This is a genomic window from Pseudomonas kitaguniensis (assembly GCF_009296165.1).
Lineage (GTDB): Bacteria > Pseudomonadota > Gammaproteobacteria > Pseudomonadales > Pseudomonadaceae > Aquipseudomonas > Aquipseudomonas kitaguniensis.
On sequence record NZ_VUAZ01000041.1, the window covers coordinates 49,907 to 70,402 of the forward strand.

Genomic DNA, 20,496 nt, shown 5'->3' on the forward strand with positions numbered 1-20,496 from the left:
TTACTCAAAAAGTACGCGAAATCGATGCGACCCAACGGTTGTCATCCGTGGCACGCACATGCCCATCGTCCTCGACCATGTACAGTTCACGCGCCTTGGTCTTGACCGCTATCCAGTCGATGCCCCAGTCGAATCCCAACCAGCGGTGGCTCAGGCCGATGTCATAGTCGGCCGCATCCGCCTCGGAAAAATTGACGAGTTGCTGGTAACCAGCGTGCAGCTTCAGCGTGGTGTTCATCCCCAGCGCATATTTGTAGTCCAGGTCATAGAGCATGCTGCCACGGGAGTTACGGTCGCCCTTGGCGTAGCATTCCAGGCCCTTCGTGGGATCGTCACGAAACTGCAACTGGGCGCCGCACACACCGCCGGTGTTGGCACCACGGTAGGTTTTGGACAGCACCCGAGCGACTCGACCTTCCAACGCACCGTAGCCAATTTCCAACACCGCGAACTGGCTGTTGTAGTTGGTCGTGCGCTCATCGGTGGGGGTGAAGGTTTCAAAGTCAAATTTGTTCGGCGCCTTGAACTGTGCGCCGGGGAACATTTCCGCGGCCACGCCCAGGCCGTAATGCCATGCCTCCGGATCGCCGAACCGATAACCACTCGCCAGTAAAACGCCCACTCCGTCGCCATCAATGAATTGTTTTTTGCTGACGGTGGTGAACTCGGCAAGCGCGACCAGGCCACTTTCATGGGCAACCTGAACGGTGACCCGGGCGCCGGGATGGTTTAACGAATCCGAAACGCCCCGGGTCCTGACATCGGATACAGCCTTGGCTGTGACATCAATGGCATAGCTGGCCATTTCGTCGGCGAATGCCAAGGACGGGCTGACGATAGGCCACAGCAAAGCAGCCATCAGACAATGGTGTGTCGTTGCACGCATGAGGCGCTCCTACAAGAAAGGTCGGATTTACAAAGTGCAAACCGGTGCAGGAGGCAGTGAGGCAATACGTTCCAATTGCTCTGTCTTGCCGAGTATCTCGGTACCGACAAAAGCCCGGACATTGAGGAGACCCTCTTTGACGCGAACAACGCCTTTGTATTTTTTATGATCGCGGGGATCAAACACCCAACCATCGCGCCATGCTTCCTGGTCGAAACGATCCAGTTGCATGATCTGTACGCCGCAATCGCTGGTGGTGGAGGCCATGTCCTTGACCCAGACCACCTTTCCACACAGCGCGCCGGGTTTATCGACGCAATCGTCGACTTTGACCACCGCATCCTTTTCCGAGGTAAGCCATAGGCCTTTGGCTTCCTGTGGACCCGCCGCCGCATAACCGATGGAAGAGCACGCCAGTGCCAGTGAAAGGAACAGCCATTGCCGAGCGTTCATAGTCATCACCTGTATTTTTTGTTTTAAGAGACCGTCACACTAGCGACGCATCGGTTATGATAGTCATCGCTACACGATAGTTATAACTACCATTTCTAAGCTCAGCAACATTTTTTTTCATCTTGATAAGCTGATTCTTCAACCTTTCTTTGCTAGGTGCCTATGGCCAAGCCCAACACTGCCAGCGCCCGCGTCGTTACCGCCGGGAAAACGCAAGACCAAAAGAAATCGCCTGCACAGCAGCGCAGCACCGAGACCTACGAGCGGATCCTGGTCGCGACCGCGCAGACCCTGTGTGATGTGGGAATCGAACGTCTGTCCACCAACCTGGTTTGCGAATGTGCAGGGCTGACGCCGCCTGCGTTGTACCGCTACTTTCCGAATAAATACGCGCTACTGAGCGTGCTGGGTGAGCGCCTGCTTGAAAAACAGAACGGCCTGATCGACCACTGGATTACCCCGCAATTGTTGTCCGGCCCGCCCGAGGATCTGGAATCGGCGCTGGCCGAACTGATCCTGGAAACCTACCGGGTCACCGACGCCACCTTGGGCGGTATGTGGATTCTCAAGGGACTGCGCGCGGTACCGGCGCTGGAGCATGTGAGGATCGACTCCCACCGGCAGGTCTCAAGCGCACAGGCAGAAATCCTCGCGCAGGTGTTCCCGCAGGCAGATCCACAGCAACTCGCCACCGCCGCCAGGGTGGCGGTAGAGATGATCCACGCAACGATCGAGTTGTTGTTTGATGAGTCCCTGGACCCCAAGAGCGTGTGTGCCATGGTTGCCTCGATGATTATCAGTCATCTGGACCGGTTGACCCCGGCTCCAAACGTGTAAAGAGAGAGGAGCGAACATGGCCGGTGCGGACCCGTTGCCCGGCCGGATCGCACCTTCAACAGCAGCCATGTGCCCTTTACCCTCTCAGCAGCGAGACCACGCGTCACCTCACTTACCGCTGAACTCATTGGGTCCTTCATGCGCCGTGTCGAAAATCCCCCGCCGCCCCCTGTTCGCAATTACGCCCATTTCCATCAGGCGCTGGCTGGGGTGCAGCTACCCGCCGCCTTCATCGATCTGGAGGCACTCATCGTAAACCTGCAGCGCCTGGGCAAACGCGCCGGGGGCTTGCCCGTGCGGTTGGTGACCAAATCCATACGCTCGGTGGAGATGATTCGCACGATCATGGCCGCGGGGCCATTTATGCAGGGCCTGCTGTGCTACTCCGCCGCCGAGGCCGCCTGGCTGGCCGGCTTGGGGTTTGACGACATCGTCGTGGCTTACCCGACGGTCGATGAGCGCAGTCTGGTAAAAGTCGCCTGCCAATTGCGCCGCGGACGCTCGATTACCTTGATGGTCGATAACCGGGCCCAGGTGCAGGCGATCAACGAGATAGCCGTGACAGAAGGTGTGGTCATGCCGTTGGCGATTGATCTGGATATGTCATCGGCTTTTCCGGGGCTGTACTTTGGCGTGCACCGTTCGCCGATCAATGACGTGGGGACTGCGCTCCGGCTGGCCGCCAATATCGCCTCGTGCCAGGGCGTCGTACTGCGGGGGCTGATGGGCTATGAAGGGCAAATTGCCGGGTTGATGGACGCTGTGCCAGGCCAAGCCGTCAAGAATGCAATCATCCGTTTTCTCAAGCGCCGCTCCATTGCCGAAGTCAATAAACGCCGTGAGCAGGTCGTGCAGGCATTGCGTAAGGCCGGCCATACGCTGCAGTTCGTGAACGGCGGCGGCACGGGCAGTTTTGAAAGCACCCGACTCGACCCTTCGGTTACCGAGTTGGCTGCCGGATCAGGCCTGTACGCACCGACCTTGTTCGACCATTACCAAGCCTTCGAACTGACGCCCGCCGCCGGTTTTGCCTTGCCGGTGACACGCACCCAGGCTCCCGGCGTGATGGTGTGCTCAGGCGGCGGTTACATCGCCTCCGGGCCGGCGGGTAAGGACCGATTGCCCCGGCCCTGGCTGCCCAGCGGCTGCCGCTTGATCGACAACGAAGCCGCCGGCGAAGTACAGACCCCACTGCTGCATACCCTGGCGCAAGCGTTGAACATCGGTGACCCGGTACTGTTTCGTCACGCCAAAGCGGGCGAACTGTGTGAGCGTTTCGATGAACTGTTGGTCATCAGCAACGGGCGCGTGGTGGACCGTGTACCGACTTACCGCGGCGAGGGCAAAAACTTCTCCTGATGGCGCACGCGTTCTCACCACTCCTCTTCCTGCACTTTGCTCAAGGATAACGTCATGAATCAGCCTCTCAGCAACCTGCCCTCTTCGCTTGAGCCCGTGCCGTTACTCAGTGAACTGTTCACGGCCCAACAAGCCGCCGTGTATGCCCAGGGAGCCCCCACCTACGAGCAGCGTATCGCTGCGCTGGACGCCGTGTTGCGCCTGGTCAGCGATCACCACGACGAACTGCTGGAAGCGGTGTGTGCGGATTTCGGCAACCGTTCGTTCGCCGAGACCCAACTCAGTGAGCTGATGCCCATCGTCAACGGCATCAAGCATATTCGCTCGCACCTCAAAGCCTGGATGCGCCCCAGCAAACGCAAAGTGGGCATTGCCTTCAAGCCCGCCACGGCACGGGTGATCTACCAACCCCTGGGCGTAGTCGGCATTCTGGCGCCGTGGAATTACCCGCTGACACTGACCCTTGCACCGCTGGTGGAAGCGTTGGCGGCGGGTAATCGGGTGATGATCAAACCATCGGAACTGACGCCGCGTACCGCCCTGTTGCTGCAATACTTGCTGGCCCAAACCTTTCCCGCCGACCACGTCAGTGTGGTCATCGGCGACGCGCAAGTGGCCAGCCGCTTCAGCGAACTACCGTTTGATCACTTGTTGTTTACCGGTTCTACACAGGTCGGGCGTCTGGTAATGGCGGCTGCGGCGCGCAACCTGACCCCGGTGACCTTGGAATTGGGAGGCAAATCGCCAGTGGTACTCACTGCGGATTTCCCACTGAAGAAAGCCGCGCGGATGATCGCCATCGGCAAGCTATTCAACGCCGGTCAAACCTGCGTCGCCCCCGACTATGTGCTGGTGCCGCGCCATTTGGTCGAGCACTTTGCCACCGAATGGGTGGCGGCGGCCAAGCAGCTGTATCCCACCATTGACGGCAATAAAGACTACACCTCGATTATCTCGCGGCGTCACTACGAACGCCTGTTGTATCTGGTCGATCAGGCCATCGTGGCCGGGGCCAAGGTGTGGCAGGATAAGGCGTTCGACCGGACCACCGAGCGCAAAGTCCCCCCAACCTTGCTGACCGACGTGCCCTTGAACACCGATATCATGCGCGAGGAAATTTTTGGCCCACTGTTGCCGGTAATCGCCTATGACACACTCGACGAGGCGCTCGCCTTCATCAATGCGCGACCCAAACCGTTGGCGCTGTATTGCTTCTCCAATGATCGAACCAGCATCGCGCATGTGGTGCAGCAAACTCGTTCAGGCGGTGTGACCATCAATGGCACCATGCTGCATGCCACCCAGGACGACCTTCCCTTCGGCGGCGTCGGTGAAAGCGGCACAGGCGCCTATCATGGCTATGAAGGGTTCGTGCGCCTGTCCCATGCACGGGGCGTATTCAAGCTAAGCCCCTTCAATATGTCTGACAAGGTCTCGGCACCCTATGGGCGGCTGACCCGCCTGGTGGTCCGCCTGATGCTGGGCAAGTAGGCGCACAACGAGGAGCACTGCATGCTTGCCCCCCTATGGCACACCGCGGATTTACCGGTCAACCTGCTGCGCAGCCTGGCGGATCTCATTGCGCAATTAGGCCTGGACCCCAGCCGGCTGTGCTTGGGGCTGGGTTTCAATGTCGCAGACCTGGCCAACCCGCAAAGCCGGGTCTCGATTCGTCAAGCCTGCCTGATGATCAAACGCGCCCTGGAGATGACTAACGGCCGCGACCGAGGGCTGGGTCTGGACATGAGCGCGACTGAGTCCATCACCTCCATGGGCCTGGTAGGTTACGCCATGCTGACCAGCGCCACCCTCGGCAGTGCGATAGCCCTGGGCATCGACCTGCAGAAGCAGACCGGCGCGCTGTTGAGCTTTGAGCACCTCCAATCCCCTGGGCATATCACGCTCCAAGTCACTTGCCCATTTCATGAGCCCGACATTCTGACCTTTCTCGTTGAAGAAGCCTTCGGGATGCTGCTGAATATCGCCCGCGCGCTGGCGGGCCCGATGTTCAGCCCATCGTCGATCGAACTGAGTTACCCAAGGCCCGCCTACGCCGATCACTATGAACACTTGTTTAGATGCCCGGTGCACTTTGATCGCAAGGACAATCTATTTGTCTGCGCCAATCACTGGGCGAATACCCCCATCGGCACCCACGATGCGCTGAGCAATCGACAAGTCGTTGAGCTACTGGAGATGAGTGCTGATCGAGGCGGTGAACTTGAGTTCATCGAGTCCGTCGAGCGCATTCTGCGTCGTGATCTACGTACGCCTGTCAGCCTGTCAGCAGTTGCCTCACAACTGTGTATGAGCGAGCGAACTTTGCGCCGCCGCCTCGCCCAGAACGACATGTCCTATCAGGCCATCCTGGATGACCTGCGCAAACAACGGGCCTTGGCGCTGCTGGGCAATGTGCGCATGACCCTGGATGAGGTTGCCTACGAGGTGGGTTTCAGCGACGCGCAGAACTTCCGCAAGGCGTTCAAGCGCTGGACCGGGCAGGGTCCACGGCAAACGCGCGCTTGAACATTTCAATTAGTCACGCGGCTTTTGGCTGAAGGCTTCAAGCCTGAAGCCATGCCAGGCGATTGCCAGCAGGCGCAAACGCCGCGGCCCATACAGCGCCTGGATGAAGCGTTCGAACAGTTGGAATTTGCGCGGTGTGTAGGGGTACCAATTGGCTTCGATCTTGCTTCCGGCCTTGTCGATCAGTATGGCTTTACTGCGAGTGAACCCCAGCAACCCTTCCGGCCCACGCAGTTTTCCGAATCCACTTTTCTTCGCCCCACCGAACGGCAGGCCTGGGTTGCCTTCGCTCATGTTGACGTTGTTGATCGAAACACCACCGACCTCAAGTGCACCAGCCACCCGCAGCGCGCGCTGCGCATCAGCACTGAACACACTGGCGCACAGGCCGTAATGGGTGTCGTTGGCCAACTCGATGGCGTGGGCTTCGCTGGTAAACGCCATGATCGGCAGTACGGGCCCGAACGTTTCCTCGTTCCAGACCCGCATGTCCGACGTGACACGGTCCAGAATGATTGGCCGCACTGTCAGGGAATTCGCATCGGGTATGACACCGAATCGCAGGCGGGCACCGCGCTCCAGAGCGTCTTGAACATGTTCGATGACCTTGTCGCGCTGAAAGCCGACGGTCATACGCCCGACGTCGGCGTCGCCGTTATCGCCACAGCGTACTACGACGTTTTCCGCCGCCTGCACCAGACTGTCGACGAAACGATCCAGCACGCTGTGTTCTACCAATAAACGCTCCACACCACTGCAGGATTGCCCGGCATTCGTGAAACCGCCCCACAACGCACCCGCCACCGAACGCGCTATTGGCGCGTCGGCAAACACAATCATCGGATCTTTACCGCCCAGCTCCAGCTCAACGGGGATCAACTCGCGACTGGCCTGGGCCATGATCTTGCTGCCGGTGGGGCCGCTGCCGGTAAAAAAGATCTTCGCCGGCTGTTGGTCGATCAACGCCGAGCCCAGGCTGCCGTTGCCGTACACCACCTGGACCAGGGCCTGGAGTATCGGAGAGCATGCAAGGACCTGTTCGACCAGGCCTTCGCAGGGGGCATGTTCGGAGGGTTTGTAGACCACCGCATTGCCCGTTGCAATCGCTGCTGCAATACCAGTAATCGCGTTATGGAACGGGTAGTTCCAGGGACAGATGATCAGCACCACACCCAAGGGTTCATGCAGCAGCAACGATTGCTTGCCCAACAATGTAATTGGCGTCTTGACCTTTTCAGGTTTCAGCAGCTGTTGGGCATTATTCTCCAACCAATTGAGCCAATCGAGGGTGCCAAGGATTTCCGCGATCAAGGCATCTGTTCGACATTTGCCAACCTCGTGCATCACCCGCGCGATGATCATTGAGCGGTGAGCCAGAATCGCGTGTTTGAGCTTGCACAACTCGGCCAGACGCGCCTGGATCGACAGTTGTGAATGAGTACGCAAGGCCGTGCGGGCATTTTCGAATGCGACCCGGGAAATCTCAGCCTCATATGACAGCACAGTGTCGTGCGGGCGGGATTCGAATTCATTAGGGTGGGTCATTCAACGCTCCTCGGGATCATCGGCCAGCCGCCACGATAACGGGCTGTCGGGCACTGAGGCAGGGTTGATACGGACGAAAAAGGGTTCAAACCGGCTATATCGCGATAGCCACCTGCGAGCCCCGCGAGAAAACCCTAAACCATGAAATTAGTGATCGGAATGCACTTTTGTGCAGCATTGAGTCATTTACGGACCTACCTGGCTCAGCCCTCAGCACTTTAAAGTACGCCAACTATTCAATCATCGGCGTCGTTATGAATCTCTGGTTTCGGCTTCTCCTCATGCTGCTGCGTCGACCGTGGCGCAAACCGGCAAAAGCACTCGAATCGACCGTCATCCGCATGCGCGTATGGCCATTGGATCTGGACTTCAATCGACACGTCACCAACGGCCGATATTTCACATTGGCGGATGTGGGACGCATGGACTTCGTTTTGCGCAGTGGCGCCTATCGAGTAGCTATCAAAGCAAAGGCGCTGCCCATCGTCGGAGACACTTGGGGTAAATTTCGGCGTGAGCTCAGACTGTTTGAAGCTTTTGAAATCCACACAAGGATGCTTGGCTGGGACGACAAGTGGAGCTTCATGGAGCATCGGTTTGTGAGCAAAGGCAGAGTGATCGGCATTGTCATGATGCGAGGTCTGTTTCGTTCACAGAAAGGTGTTATCGCGCCAAGCGAATTTGTTCGAGAACTGGGACTGCCCGCACAGTCACCAGAGATGCCGAAATGGCTGATGTCGTGGTCGCAGAGCTGCGACGCCATGAGCCGCCAACTCAGAGATGAAGAAAGCACCAATGATCGGTAATCCAGGCCTGCGCGCCATCAACAAAAACCCTAAATGGCAAATTGCCACCACTGGTCGGATTGGCCGTTGCGTCGTTGGACGTTTTTTTTGCTCTGTGGCTCTATGTTCACAGACTTGATCGGATGATCGAGTGCAACTTTTTCAACGTGTTGAGGAGTACCACGACAGGCAGAACATAAGAGGCTCGACCGTAGCGCAGGCGAACCCCTTAAAATAACAGCGGAATGGGCTTTATGGCGGACTCGTATTATGCCTAACCTTCACTCTTTCCCCAGTACACCGTTGATTCGCTGGTTTGTTAAAGACAACGAAAACCTGGATCGGGACATCCGCTTAAAGCTACTCAAAGACCCCTTTTCCTCTCGTGCCGCCCTGGTCGCGGCGGGGATGAATACACTGCTTGTGTGCAGCGTTGCAGTCATACTTCACCCAACGTTGTTTTTCATCTGTTGGTTAATCGCCGACATGCTGATTTGGATCATCCGCTGGTTCCTGCTGCGCAGGTTTATTGCCAGTGGCAAGTCCATGCGCCGCTACGCGACCGACCTTTCCCTGCTCTTCGGTTTGATCTGGGCGGCCGAAATAGGCATTGGCACAGCGGGCTGCATTATCAGTCAGGACCCGGTACTCCAAGTTCTGGCATGCACATCGGCAGTCAGCATGAATGGCGCGATTGCCATGCGAAACCAAGGCATACCCCGCTACGCATTTACGCAGATCCTGTTCACGGATATACCGATGAAACTGGCCACGTTGTTCCAACCAGAACCGATGTTGCGGGTGCTGATTCTACAAGCGCCCATGTACCTGACTGGCCTCTGGGTACTGCTGAACAACCTCAATGCAAACCTGACCAAAGCCTATATTGCAGAAGCACAGAGCACGCATTCAGCCACCCACGACAAACTCACGGGCGTATTGAACAGGTTAGGTATGTTCAATGTAATGACGGCGTTACTCAGCTCGAAAGCCAAAGTGGCGAGTGGTTTTTGCCTGCTGTGTCTGGATTTGGATGGGTTCAAAAAAATCAATGATGCCAACGGGCATGCCACCGGCGACAAAGTACTGGTGTGCTTCTCTGCAATGATCAGTAATGTGGTGCGCAAAAATGATGCCGTGGCGCGACTGGGCGGCGACGAATTTATCGTGTTGATGCCGGATATAGACAAGTTATCCGCTTCACTTATTGCAGAGCGAATTATCCAAACCCTGGAAGATTACGTGGGTAAAAACGCGAATTACAAAGGATTGGGTGTCAGCATCGGTATCACCGAGATCTCGCCTTTTGAGCCAGGGAGTGTTGAGCAGATGCTCTCCAGAGCGGATATTGCAATGTATAACGCAAAATCTGCGGGCAAGAACTGTTACCGGTTTGGATAACTCTTTGAACTGTTTTACCTGAAAATAGTGTTCCAGAAGCCCGCCAAAATTTTTTTTCGCGACCCGCAAAGTCGGATTAACAGCCCAAGGCAGCCGCGGCCTCGGTGAGGGAGTCGACAACAATATCCCAGTCTTGCTCTGCGACCAGGTCTGATGTCTGGCCCGGCCCATGCTCAAAGGGGCGCGCGATAAAGATCGACTTGAACCCCTGCGCACGTGCGGCAGCCAGGTCTGAGTTGTGCGCGGCAACCATAGCGACCGCTTCAGGTGCGAGGCCCACAGCTTGTGCAGATTTGAGGTAGGTTTGCGGCTGGGGTTTGTAGGTTCCGGCGACTTCTGCACCGACGATCACGTCCCAGGGCAACCCGCCAAACTTCGCAAGGTTGAGCATCAAGGCGATGTGCCCATTGGACAGAGGCCCGATTGAGAACTTGCGCTTCAATCGGGTCAGCCCGGCTACAGCGTCAGGCCATGGGTCCAGCCGCTCCCAGGCTTTGTTGAGTTCGACCAGTTCGGCCTCGGGGATTCGGCCAAAATCTGCAGCGTGGCGGGAGAGGACCGTTTCAAGGTTTTCCCGGTTCAGCACGTCCAGCGTTACGAAGGGACGCTCGCCAGACCTGACGCGTTGCATGGCGGGTTGGTACAGCCCGCGCCATTGATCTGCAAACGTCAGTGGATCTACGTCCAGCTCGTGACGCTTCAGGAAGGGAGCGACTGCTCGCGAAACACCGCTTCGCCAATCGACCACCGTACCGAACACGTCAAACCCCAGAAAACCTACCCCTTCGAGCTTTGCCATCTCGCCGCCTCTTAAGTCCGTGGTCGTGAACACTGCCCCGATAAACGCGGTAATCAGCGCTCTGTCGGCCGATTATGCGCCGATCACTCCCTTGAGGTTTCGCGGCTGACGAGGGCTCAAGCAATAGAGGCTTGCCGCACAGGCCGCTTGTGCCTGAGCGGTTGCTGGCGCGCCAGTTGCGCCTGAACCTCAGCCACCGCATCCAGCACGCGTTGCGCCCAGAGCACATCTTGCGGGTCCACCACCACCACACGAAAGCCGTGGTCATGCCCTTCACTGCGCACGCCTTCGGAGTCATCGACGTGCAAGTCAATATCGAATGCCGGCGGGAATTTCGACGGCGCGTTCGACAGGCCGTGCACCGTCAAGGCTTGGCTGTGCAGCACGCTATTGACCACACCGTCGACGCGAATGCCGTACAGCAACACCCAACGGCGGATGTAGGACGGCGTGCGACCGGATGAGGTGTAGACCCAGATACTGCAACCCTGGCGCCGTAACTCTCGGGTCAGCGAGCGTGTACCGATACGCAATGGTTCGCCCAGCCAACGGTGGACACAGGCTGGCACCCAGCTTTTTTCAACGGCGCAGTGGTGGAGCTGGCAGGCCAGTGTGTCGTCTATATCGAACGAAATACGGATGCGTGGGCGGCGCAACGCCGGCATCGAGAGCGCCTGCCAGGCGCGGCTGAGCGCGGTTCGGCATTGGGTGAGCGTGGCGTACCGGCTCATCAATGGCCTCCCTGATACACAGGCGATGGTGGTTGGCCCAAGAAAAACTTCTTCGGGTCGGGCGCCTGTTCTTCCAGGAAGGCTGCGTATTTTTTCTTGATCTTGGGCAATTCGTACAACGCCTTGACCCCATGCTTGGCGGAGTTGCGTATGACCGAGGACGGGTTGAAGTAGCCCTCGGCGTTTTCCAGCGTGAGCACAAACGGCGGCAACCCGGCACGCATCAGCAAATAGCTGACGATGAGTGAACCACTGCGGTTGTTGCCTTCGATGAACAATTGCGGCTTGCTGAGAATCCTGACGTAGACGCCGGCAGCGCGCTTCCAGACCGACTCACTGCGGTACGCGCAGTACCAGTTGTACAGGTCCTTGATGCCACCCTCAACGTTGTTGAAAAAGTGCTGCTCGGTGGCGGCCAGGTGCTGAGCATATTCCTGCCTGCGCACCGGGTCCGTGCCGCAAAGCACGGTGGCGTTGATTTCGAGCATCAGGTTCAGTTGCTGAAGGTCAAACAGGTCAACGCCACGAGCGACATAATCGTCAATCAGCGCATAGCCTTCAAGCACATTGTGCAGCACCTCGTCGGTCAACGGATCGCGCGGCTCGATAAAGTGCTGGCTGAGTTCGGTAAAGCGTCCTTGCACCTTACGCAGTGCGCGTTCTATCGCGGGCAGATCAAGACGACGTGTTGCAGGCATTGGCATTCCCAGGAAACTCTGAGTAAAAGGTGAACCGGTGGGGGCCGTTAAGCCCCCCTTGGCTTAGCTGAACTTGCCGCTGATGTAATCCTCGGTCATTTGCTCGCGCGGGCTGCCGAAAATCTGCGTGGTCGGGCCCATTTCAACCAGATAGCCGGTGCGTGTGCCCTGGGAAATATCCACCGAGAAAAACGCGGTGGTGTCCGCCACACGGATCGCCTGCTGCATATTGTGGGTCACCAGGGCGATGGTGTAGTCCTTCTTCAGCTCAACCATCAGCTCTTCGACACGGCGGGTGGCGATCGGGTCGAGCGCCGAGCACGGCTCATCAAGCAACAGCACTTCCGGCTCGGTGGCGATGGCGCGGGCGATACACAGCCGTTGCTGCTGCCCACCGGACAGCGACAGGCCGCTGACCTTGAGCTTGTCCTTGACCTCATCCCACAGCGCCGCGCCTTGCAGGGCGTGTTTTACGCGGTCACCGAGGTCACCCTTGTAACGGTTGAGGCGCAGGCCGAAGGCGACGTTGTCGAAAATGCTCATCGAGAATGGGTTGGGCTGCTGAAACACCATGCCGATATAACGACGCACGACCACCGGGTCGACGCCCTTGCCGTAAACGTCCTGCCCGAGGAAATGCACGTGGCCTTCAAAGCGGAACCCTTTCACCAGGTCGTTCATGCGGTTGAGGCTGCGCAGCACGGTACTTTTGCCGCAGCCGGAAGGCCCGATAAAACCAGTGATCTTGTTTTTTTCGATCGGTACATGGCTGTCGCGCACGGCCATGAAGTTGCCATAAAAAATCTTGTCGAGCTTGCAGTCCATGACCACAGGCGACTGAGTAACAAACGGAGAGGCTATTTTCGCAGTTGATACGTTCAAAATTCAGATGCTCCCGTTTTTAATACTTAGGCTTGCCGAAAATACGGCTGACAATGTTCACCACCAGCACAATCATCACCAGCACCAGCGAGGCCGCCCAGGCGAGTTCAAGCTGATTGTCGAAGGGCATGCCGGAAAAGTTGTAAATCAATACCGCAAGCGATGCCGTCGGGTTCATCACCGCCAGGCTGCCGTCGTGGTAGATCCAGTAGTTGCTGAACAGCGCGGTAAACAACAACGGTGCGGTTTCGCCCGCCGCGCGTGCCACGGCGAGCATCACGCCGGTGAGGATCGCCGGCATGCCGGTCGGCAAGATGATCTTCCAGATCACCTGCGAGCGCGTGCAGCCCATGCCATAAGCTGCGTCCTTCATGACCTTGGGCACCATGCGCATCGCCTCTTCAGCGGTCAGCACGACGATGGGCAGCATCAATACCGCGAGTGCCACGCCGCCCGCCGGTGCCGAGTAGGTACCGGTGGTCATCACCACCAGCGCATAGGCGAATACGCCGGCGAGGATCGAAGGCAGGCCCGTGAGCATCTTGGCGGCGAAGCGTGCAGCGCTGCCCAGCTTGCTGTCCGGCCCCAGTTCAGCCAGGAAGATCGCGGCCATGATGCCGACCGGAACCGCGATAGCGGCGGCGATACCGACCATCACGAACGTGCCGGCCATCGCGTTGCCGAAGCCGCCGCCCGTCTCGAAACCGGTCGGTGGCAATTCGGTGAACACCTCAAGGCTCAAGCGCGCCCCGCCGCGGGTGATCAGCATGTACAGCACGGAAATCAACGGCACGCTGGCGAGTACAGCGCCAGCCCATACCAGCGTGGTCAGCAGCAGGCTGCGCAAGGCGCGGCCTTCGAACTTGCGCTGCAGGCTGGGCAGAGCCCCTGCGGGCGACGCCAGGTTGTTGGCGGAGGGCGTGATGTCAGTCATCATTTATTCCCACGTTGGGCATAGACCATAATCATGGAGCCGATGACATTCACCAGCAGCGTGATGAACATCAGCACCAGCGCGGCGTACATCAACACTTCGATTTCATTCGGTCCGGCTTCCGGGAAGTTCAGCGCCAGCAAGGCTGCCAGCGTGTTGGCCGGGGCGAACAGCGAAAGCGAAATATTGTTCGCGTTGCCCACCAGCATGGCCAGCGCCATGGTTTCGCCCAGCGCACGGCCGAGGCCAAGCACCAGCGAGCCGAAAATACCGGTGGCGGCAGAAGGCACCATTACCTTGAGAATCGCTTCCCAATGCGTGGTGCCCATGCCGTAAGCGGCCTGCTTGGTTTTCATCGGTACGCCCGTCAGGGCGTCCTGGGAAACCGCGGCAATGGTCGGCAGAATCATGATCGCCAGTACCAGCGCCGCCGGCAGCAGCCCCGGCCCGCTGAGGGAGGTGCCGAAAAAAGGTATCCAGCCCAGTTCGCTGTTCAACCACGCGGTGAGCGGGCGAATCGCCGGGATCACCACGTAAATGCCCCACAAGCCATACACCACGCTGGGGATGGCGGCGAGCAGCTCGACGATGGTGCGAAACACCGCTGCGAGTTTTGCCGGCAGGAAATCCTGAGTCAGAAAAATCGCCATGCTGACGCCGAAAAAGCCTGCAATCAGCAACGCGATCAGGGCGCTGTAAAGCGTGCCCCAAATGGCCGGCAGAATGCCGTACTTGCCCTGGTTAACGTCCCAGACGCTACCGAACAATACATCAAAGCCGTGTTTTTCCATGCCTGGAAGGGCCTTGCGTCCCACCTCGAACACCAAGGCGAAGACCAACGCCAGAATTAGAACCACACCGATTCGCGCAAGCGCACGGAAGATGCGATCAACCAGAAAATCCTTCGTAGAGGGTGGCCGGCAGGCAGAATCCGGGTTAACCGGTACGACAAAAGGTGGGTTCATTGGCTAATTCCGGAACGGGGGGGGAAACTCCCCCGGCATGCCTGATCGCGCACACCGAGGAAGGCCTGACGCGTGTTACTTGATGTTCGCGGAGGCTTTGCGAACTTGATCGACAACCGATTGCGGCAGTGGGATGTAGCCCATCGAGTCGGCGATTTTTTGCCCTTCGGTCAGGCTGTACTCAACCATTTCACGCATGGCTTTGGCCTTGGCCGGGTTGCCGTTGTCTTTGCGGAAGATCATCCAGGTGTAGGAAGTGATCGGGTACGACTTGGTACCGTCCGGGTCCGGCAGCCACGCCACCAGGCTTTCCGGCATCTTCACCGCAGCCAGGGCTTCAGCACCGCTTTCTGCGTTGGGTACCACGTAATGACCGGCTTTGTTCTGCAACTGGGCGAAATCAACCTTGGCCAGTTTGGCGAAACCGTACTCGATGTAGCCAATCGCGCCTGGGGTCTGGCGTACGGTGGCGGTCACGCCATCGTTTTTCGGCGATTTGATGAACTTGTCACTGGCTGGCCAGTTAACCGTGTTGCCCTCGCCCAAGGACGACTGGAACTCGGCGTTGATCGCTGCCAAGTGCTTGGTGAATACCGCGGTAGTACCGCTGGAGTCGGCACGCACGACAACCGTGATCGGCGTATCGGTGAGTTTCAGGTCAGGGTTGGCGGCGACGATCTGCGGGTCGTTCCACTTGGTAATCTTGCCCAGGAAGATGTTCGAGTACACGTCACGCGGCAGCTTCAAGCCTTTAGGGTTGCCCGGCAGGTTGTAGGCCAGCACGATTTCACCCGCGGTCATCGGCAGCAGTTGCACGCCTTCGGCCACCTTGGCCATGTCTTCTTCTTTCATTGCCGAGTCACTGGCGGCGAAATCGACGGTTTTGTTGAGGAAGTCCTGTACACCCGCGCCGCTGCCCTTGGATTGATAGTCCACAGTGACACCCGCGGTTTTCTTGCTGAAATCCTTGAACCAAGTGAGGTAGATCGGTGCCGGAAAGCTGGCACCGGAGCCTGTCAGACGGACGCTCTCGGCTGCGAAAGTCAGCGAGGAGGCACAAAGAGAAACTGTGACGGCGAGTGCTGCAGACTTCATCAAGCTTTTCATTAAAGGGAACTCCTTGTGATTACGGGCTCCCGAACCTTGCAGTAGATTTGTTACGTTTTTATGAAAATTGAATGGCAACCCCTGTTTTTGTCCCGTTTTGCCGTCACAGCAGCGCGTTTCGCTGTCACTGCTTCGTAACAAAATGCGACTAAGGCATTGCCATCGGCGGATTACGGCGCGGGTTGCACGTCCTTGAAGCTCAGCCCCGAACTCCCGCTGATCTGCCAAGGGTTGGCAGCGCCCTGCTGGCTGAACACCACGCGTTCGAAGTGTGAGTCCTTCAAGCCGTCGATACGCGCACCGGCAGCGCCACGCAAACGCACATCCTCGAAAACCAGGCCCTCGTGGTAGGCGTTGTGCAGGCTGTCGCCCTTGACCTCAATCGCACTGCCGTGGGCATTTTCGACGCTGACGTTGTTCACGCGGATGTCCTTGAACTGCCCGGCAATCGTCGAGCGCTGGTAATCCAGTTTGGCGTTGGGGTCGTTGTAGTCCAGGGTGAAGATGAACGCCTGCTTGACCGTGTTGCGAATGGCCGAGTCGCGGAACGTCACGTTGCGCGCCCCGCCGCCCATAAAATTGGTGCTTTTCATGCGCAAGCCAGCATCCGTGCCATCAGACACGTTGTCTTCGGCCAGAATATTCTGGATCCACGCGCCGGTGTGGCTGCCGGCAACCACCATGCCGTGGCCCTTGCGGAAGTAGTTATTGAAGATCCACGCCTGTTCCTGCGCCGGCTGATGCACCGCGTCGGCGCCGGTGCCCGCAGCAAAATTCACGCAGTCATCGCCGGTATCGAAGAGGTTATTAAAGACCATCGCGCCTTTGCTGTTGGCGAACTCAATGCCATCGCCGTTGTTAGCGTCGTAGGTTGTGTGCCGGGTGTTGGCCAGCACCACGTTTTCGGTCTCAAGGTTCATGATGCCGTGGTACGCCGGGTTCACCACCGTGAAACCGCCGTAAAACACGTTTTTGACGTTGCGCAAAGTGATCAGCGACGAGCGCATTTGCCCGTAGGCGTCCTTGACATTCATGCCGCGCGCCACCGCTTGCTGCACTTGTGCCTTGGCCAGAATGCCGTCTTGCAGATAGCGCGTATTGTCGCTCGCCACATACACCGGCAAGGCCTGGCCACGCTCATCCACGGCATCGGCTTTACGCTTCCAGCCGTTACCGTCAAGAGTGCCCTTGCCGACGATGCGGATGTTTTCGAAGGTCTGGTGCTGACGCGGATCGCGCGGCAATGCATTGATCAGCGAGGCCGGACGCACCGTGGTCGAATACGGATATTGAATGTAACCGGCCAGCGGGTAATCTTCGGCACGCTCGGAACCGAGCAGGGTCGCGCCTTCGGCAATCTCCAGGGTCATGTTGCTCTTGAGGTAGAGCGCGCCGCTTTTGTAGGTGCCCTTGGGCAGCAAGACCTTGCAGCCGACGGTGCAGGCATCAATCGCGCTCTGAATCGCCAGGGTATCGAGGTGGTTGCCATCGCCCTTGGCGCCGTAGGTTTTTACGTCGAACAGTGCCGGCGATTGTGTGGTGCGCTGCAGCACTGGCGCGCTGTCTGCCGACTCTTTGCCGCTGCCATCCACCGAACGCAAGGTAAAGCGGTAGGCCGTGTCGGGCTTCAGGCCCTGTGCGGTGTAGCTGTGAATGCCGACGCGGTAATGGAAATTCGCGGTGTCTTGCCGGTAGAACTGGTCGATGTAGGGTTTGGCGGGCGAAACCTGGTCGTTGTTGGCGTTGGCGCTGCCCAGCAGCGTGCCGTTGGCGTACACCCGGTAGTCCTTGATGTCGGCATGCTCGGCGGGTTTTTCCCAGACCAGAATGATTTGCTGATCGTCAAACGCCAGCGTCGGCACCTGCACCTTCGACGGTGCTTGCAGTGCCCACGACAGCGGGCTGCACGCGAGCGCGACGAGGGCCAGCGCGCAACGCGGCGATCTTCTTTGCGGCCTGTTTTTTTGCGGCATGTTGTTCTCCTTGTGTGTGCCAATGGTCATACCGACCTCCTTTTAACTCGCCCGGCGCCGCTCGGATTCCTGGCTGAAATCACGGCTGGCCTGTACCAGCATGCGCGTGTAGTCGTGCTCGGCCAGGTCCTGGCTCAGCGCCTGGCTGTCGAGCAACTCGACGATTTTGCCGTGTTGCATCACCGCCACCCGGTCGCACACGTGCGTGACCACCCCCAAGTCATGCGTGACCAGCAAATAGGTGAGTTTCTCGCGCTGTCGCAGGTCCATCAGCAGGTTGAGAATCTCGGCCTGCACCGACACATCCAGCGCCGAGGTCGGCTCATCGAGCAACAGCACGCGTGGCTCAAGGATCAACGCGCGGGCGATGGCCACCCGCTGACGCTGGCCGCCGGACAACTGGTGCGGGTAGCGAAAACGAAAACTGTCGTTCAGGCCAACCTTCAGCAGCATCTCGTTGATGCGGTCGTCCTTGTCGCCTACCCCGTGAATAATCAGCGACTCGCGCAAGGCGGTGTCGATGGTGTGCCGTGGGTGCAGCGAGCCGTACGGGTCCTGAAAAACCATTTGCACCTTGCGAAAGTGCTCCTTGGGAATCTTCTGCTGCAGTGGTGCGCCGGCAATGCTCAGCTCGCCGCTCCAGTGCCGGTATTGCCCGGCCAGGCAGCGCAGCACGGTGGTCTTGCCGGAACCGGACTCGCCCACCAGGCCGAACGATTCGCCGTCGGCAACACTCAGGCTGACGTCGTGCAGCACCTGGTTGATGGCAAGGCCTGTGCCGAAGCTCAGGTTCAAGGCGTGTGCTTGGATCATGGGCATGCTTGATTCCTCAGTGGGTCAGCCAGACGGGGTCACGCTTGAGCACCGGCAAGTGCACGCGGCGGTTATCCATACTCGGCAGCGCGGCCAAGAGGCCACGGGTGTAAGGGTGTTCGGCGTATTGCAGGTCGCAGGCGGCCAGCGACTCGACCACCCTGCCTGCGTACATCACCAGCACGCGGTCGCAGTAGTTACGCACCAAGTTGAGGTCGTGGCTGACAAAAATCAGGCCCATTTGCTGCTGCTCCACCAACTCTTCCAGCACGTTGAGCACTTGCTGGCGCACCGACACGTCCAGCGCCGACGTGGGCTCGTCGGCAATGATCACTTCAGGGCGGGTAATCACCATCATCGCGATCATGATGCGCTGGCCCATGCCACCCGAGACCTCGTGCGGGTACAGGTTGTAAACGCGCTTGGGGTCACGGATGTGCACTTGCTCAAGCATCTGCAGAACGCGCTCGCGCGCATCGCTGCGGCTGGCCTTGTGGTGGGCCAGGTAGGCTTCGGCGATCTGATCGCCGACCTTGACCACCGGGTTCAGCGAGTACTTGGGGTCTTGCATGATCATCGAAATGCGCTGGCCGCGTATTTTTTGCATGGCCTTTTCACTCGCCGAGAGCAGGTCAACCTCGCCAAACGCCATGCTTTTGGCGGTGATTTTGGCACTCGGCGGGTGCAGCTTGAGCAGGCTGCGCCCAACGGTAGACTTGCCCGAGCCGGACTCACCGACAATCGCGAGTTTTTCGCGGCCCAGGGTAAACGACACGTCGCGCACGGCGTGGGTTTCTTTCTGGCCACTGACGAAGCGCACGTTAAGCCCTTCAACATTTAATTTGAGCGCGGACATAAGGTCTTCCTCCGGTTATTCGCTGCGTGGATCAAGGATGTCCCGCAGGCCATCGCCTAACAGGTTGAAGGCCAGGCTGACCAACATGATCGCCGCGCCCGGTACTGCCACCAGCCACCAGCATTCGAGCATGTAGCGGCGGCCGGTCGAAATCATCGCGCCCCACTCCGGCAACGGCGCCTGCGCGCCCAGCCCGAGAAAACCCAGGGCGGCGGCGGTGAGGATGATCCCGGCCATGTTCATGGTCAGGCGGATGATCACCGAGGACATGCACATCGGCACGATATGCCGCAGGATGATCCGCGCCGGCGTCGCGCCTTGCAGCTCTACCGCCACCACAAAGTCGGCGTTACGCAGCGACAAGGTTTCGGCCCGCGCCAACCGCGCAATCGGAGGCCAGGAGGTCAACGCAATGGCGACCACCGCGTGTTCCAGGCCAGGCCCCAGGGCGGCGATGAACGCGAGCGCCAGCACCAGGCTCGGAAACGAAATGAAGATGTCGGTCAAGCGCATGAACACGGTGTCGACAACGCCGCCGAAGTAGCCCGACACCGTGCCGATAAACAGCCCGATCGGGCCGACGATCACCGTCACCAGCGCGATGATGTAGAGCGTGATTCGCGAGCCGTAGACCAACCGGCTGAAAATATCGCGGCCATATTCATCGGTGCCGAACCAGTGTGCGGCGCCCGGCGCCTGCAGCGCATTGGCAAGGTTTTGTGCGACCGGATCATGCGTGGCGATCCAGGGCGCAAAGGTCGCCACCACCACCAACAGCAACGCAACCAGCAGGCCGGCCAAGGTCATCGGGTTGCGCAACAGGTGCCGCAAAATCCGCAGGCCGCTCTTGCACAAGGCATCAAAGCTGGAACCCGGGGAATGATCCAGCGGGCGCTTGGCCGTGGATTCAATCGAAGACAGATTGGCATTCATAAGCATCTTCTCT

20 protein-coding genes are annotated in these 20,496 nt (G+C 58.7%); 6 read left to right on the plus strand and 14 right to left on the minus strand.

Annotation, left to right across the window (positions count from 1 at the left end; translation table 11 throughout):
- Nucleotides 1-4: 4 nt before the first annotated feature.
- Nucleotides 5-886: a TorF family putative porin gene (locus F0169_RS07960; protein ID WP_152746189.1), complete on the minus strand. Its 882-nt coding sequence runs from the start codon at nt 884-886 to the stop codon at nt 5-7.
- A gap of 27 nt (nt 887-913) precedes the next feature.
- Nucleotides 914-1,339, minus strand: a complete 426-nt coding sequence (locus F0169_RS07965) for a DUF2147 domain-containing protein (RefSeq protein ID WP_152746190.1) — start codon at nt 1,337-1,339, stop codon at nt 914-916.
- 162 nt (nt 1,340-1,501) lie between these two features.
- Between F0169_RS07965 and F0169_RS07970 the strand changes: the two genes are divergently transcribed.
- From F0169_RS07970 to F0169_RS07985, 4 genes are all read left to right on the plus strand, one after another.
- Entirely contained in the window at nt 1,502-2,176 is a 675-nt protein-coding gene (locus F0169_RS07970; protein WP_058411595.1) for a TetR/AcrR family transcriptional regulator, read from the plus strand.
- A gap of 210 nt (nt 2,177-2,386) precedes the next feature.
- Entirely contained in the window at nt 2,387-3,535 is a 1,149-nt protein-coding gene (locus F0169_RS07975; protein WP_341869087.1) for an amino acid deaminase/aldolase, read from the plus strand.
- Nucleotides 3,536-3,589: 54 nt separating this feature from the next.
- On the plus strand, nt 3,590-5,026 hold the full coding sequence (locus tag F0169_RS07980) for a coniferyl aldehyde dehydrogenase (protein ID WP_152746192.1): 1,437 nt from the start codon (nt 3,590-3,592) through the stop codon (nt 5,024-5,026).
- A 21-nt stretch (nt 5,027-5,047) separates the two neighbouring features.
- Nucleotides 5,048-6,061 carry an AraC family transcriptional regulator gene (locus tag F0169_RS07985; RefSeq protein WP_122251365.1) on the plus strand — a complete coding sequence of 338 codons (1,014 nt, stop codon included), beginning with the start codon at nt 5,048-5,050 and terminating at the stop codon, nt 6,059-6,061.
- Between the two features lie 9 nt (nt 6,062-6,070).
- Here F0169_RS07985 and F0169_RS07990 read toward each other — a convergent pair whose 3' ends face one another.
- Complete coding sequence (locus F0169_RS07990) at nt 6,071-7,606, minus strand: aldehyde dehydrogenase family protein (protein ID WP_152746193.1); 1,536 nt, start codon at nt 7,604-7,606, stop codon at nt 6,071-6,073.
- A 254-nt stretch (nt 7,607-7,860) separates the two neighbouring features.
- Here F0169_RS07990 and F0169_RS07995 point away from each other — a divergent pair, with 254 nt between their 5' ends.
- On the plus strand, nt 7,861-8,412 hold the full coding sequence (locus F0169_RS07995; RefSeq protein ID WP_122251381.1) for a thioesterase family protein: 552 nt from the start codon (nt 7,861-7,863) through the stop codon (nt 8,410-8,412).
- A 249-nt stretch (nt 8,413-8,661) separates the two neighbouring features.
- A complete protein-coding gene (locus F0169_RS08000; protein WP_152746194.1) occupies nt 8,662-9,792 on the plus strand; it encodes a GGDEF domain-containing protein in 1,131 nt (376 codons plus the stop codon).
- A gap of 76 nt (nt 9,793-9,868) precedes the next feature.
- On the opposite strand, the gene F0169_RS08005 is transcribed toward F0169_RS08000, so the two are convergent.
- From F0169_RS08005 to F0169_RS08055, 11 genes are all read right to left on the minus strand, one after another.
- Nucleotides 9,869-10,591 carry a haloacid dehalogenase type II gene (locus F0169_RS08005; protein ID WP_152746195.1) on the minus strand — a complete coding sequence of 241 codons (723 nt, stop codon included), beginning with the start codon at nt 10,589-10,591 and terminating at the stop codon, nt 9,869-9,871.
- 116 nt (nt 10,592-10,707) lie between these two features.
- Nucleotides 10,708-11,322: a hypothetical protein gene (locus F0169_RS08010; RefSeq protein WP_425274281.1), complete on the minus strand. Its 615-nt coding sequence runs from the start codon at nt 11,320-11,322 to the stop codon at nt 10,708-10,710.
- A complete protein-coding gene (locus F0169_RS08015; protein WP_058411603.1) occupies nt 11,322-12,020 on the minus strand; it encodes a hypothetical protein in 699 nt (232 codons plus the stop codon). The genes F0169_RS08010 and F0169_RS08015 overlap by 1 nt, the downstream gene beginning before the upstream one ends.
- A gap of 63 nt (nt 12,021-12,083) precedes the next feature.
- On the minus strand, nt 12,084-12,845 hold the full coding sequence (pstB, locus tag F0169_RS08020) for a phosphate ABC transporter ATP-binding protein PstB (protein WP_045058436.1): 762 nt from the start codon (nt 12,843-12,845) through the stop codon (nt 12,084-12,086).
- Between the two features lie 76 nt (nt 12,846-12,921).
- A complete protein-coding gene (pstA, locus tag F0169_RS08025; RefSeq protein WP_058411604.1) occupies nt 12,922-13,836 on the minus strand; it encodes a phosphate ABC transporter permease PstA in 915 nt (304 codons plus the stop codon).
- Complete coding sequence (gene pstC, locus F0169_RS08030) at nt 13,836-14,801, minus strand: phosphate ABC transporter permease subunit PstC (RefSeq protein WP_152746196.1); 966 nt, start codon at nt 14,799-14,801, stop codon at nt 13,836-13,838. The genes pstA and pstC overlap by 1 nt, the downstream gene beginning before the upstream one ends.
- Nucleotides 14,802-14,876: 75 nt before the next feature.
- Nucleotides 14,877-15,908 carry a phosphate ABC transporter substrate-binding protein PstS gene (gene pstS / locus F0169_RS08035; RefSeq protein ID WP_152746197.1) on the minus strand — a complete coding sequence of 344 codons (1,032 nt, stop codon included), beginning with the start codon at nt 15,906-15,908 and terminating at the stop codon, nt 14,877-14,879.
- A gap of 170 nt (nt 15,909-16,078) precedes the next feature.
- The gene (locus F0169_RS08040; protein ID WP_152746207.1) at nt 16,079-17,881 is read right to left on the minus strand and encodes a glycoside hydrolase family 28 protein; all 1,803 of its coding nucleotides are present in this window, start codon (nt 17,879-17,881) and stop codon (nt 16,079-16,081) included.
- Between the two features lie 42 nt (nt 17,882-17,923).
- The gene (locus tag F0169_RS08045; protein ID WP_152746198.1) at nt 17,924-18,700 is read right to left on the minus strand and encodes an ABC transporter ATP-binding protein; all 777 of its coding nucleotides are present in this window, start codon (nt 18,698-18,700) and stop codon (nt 17,924-17,926) included.
- Nucleotides 18,701-18,710: 10 nt separating this feature from the next.
- Nucleotides 18,711-19,550, minus strand: a complete 840-nt coding sequence (locus F0169_RS08050; protein ID WP_122251360.1) for an ABC transporter ATP-binding protein — start codon at nt 19,548-19,550, stop codon at nt 18,711-18,713.
- Between the two features lie 15 nt (nt 19,551-19,565).
- A complete protein-coding gene (locus tag F0169_RS08055) occupies nt 19,566-20,483 on the minus strand; it encodes an ABC transporter permease (protein WP_152746199.1) in 918 nt (305 codons plus the stop codon).
- Nucleotides 20,484-20,496 lie beyond the last annotated feature (13 nt).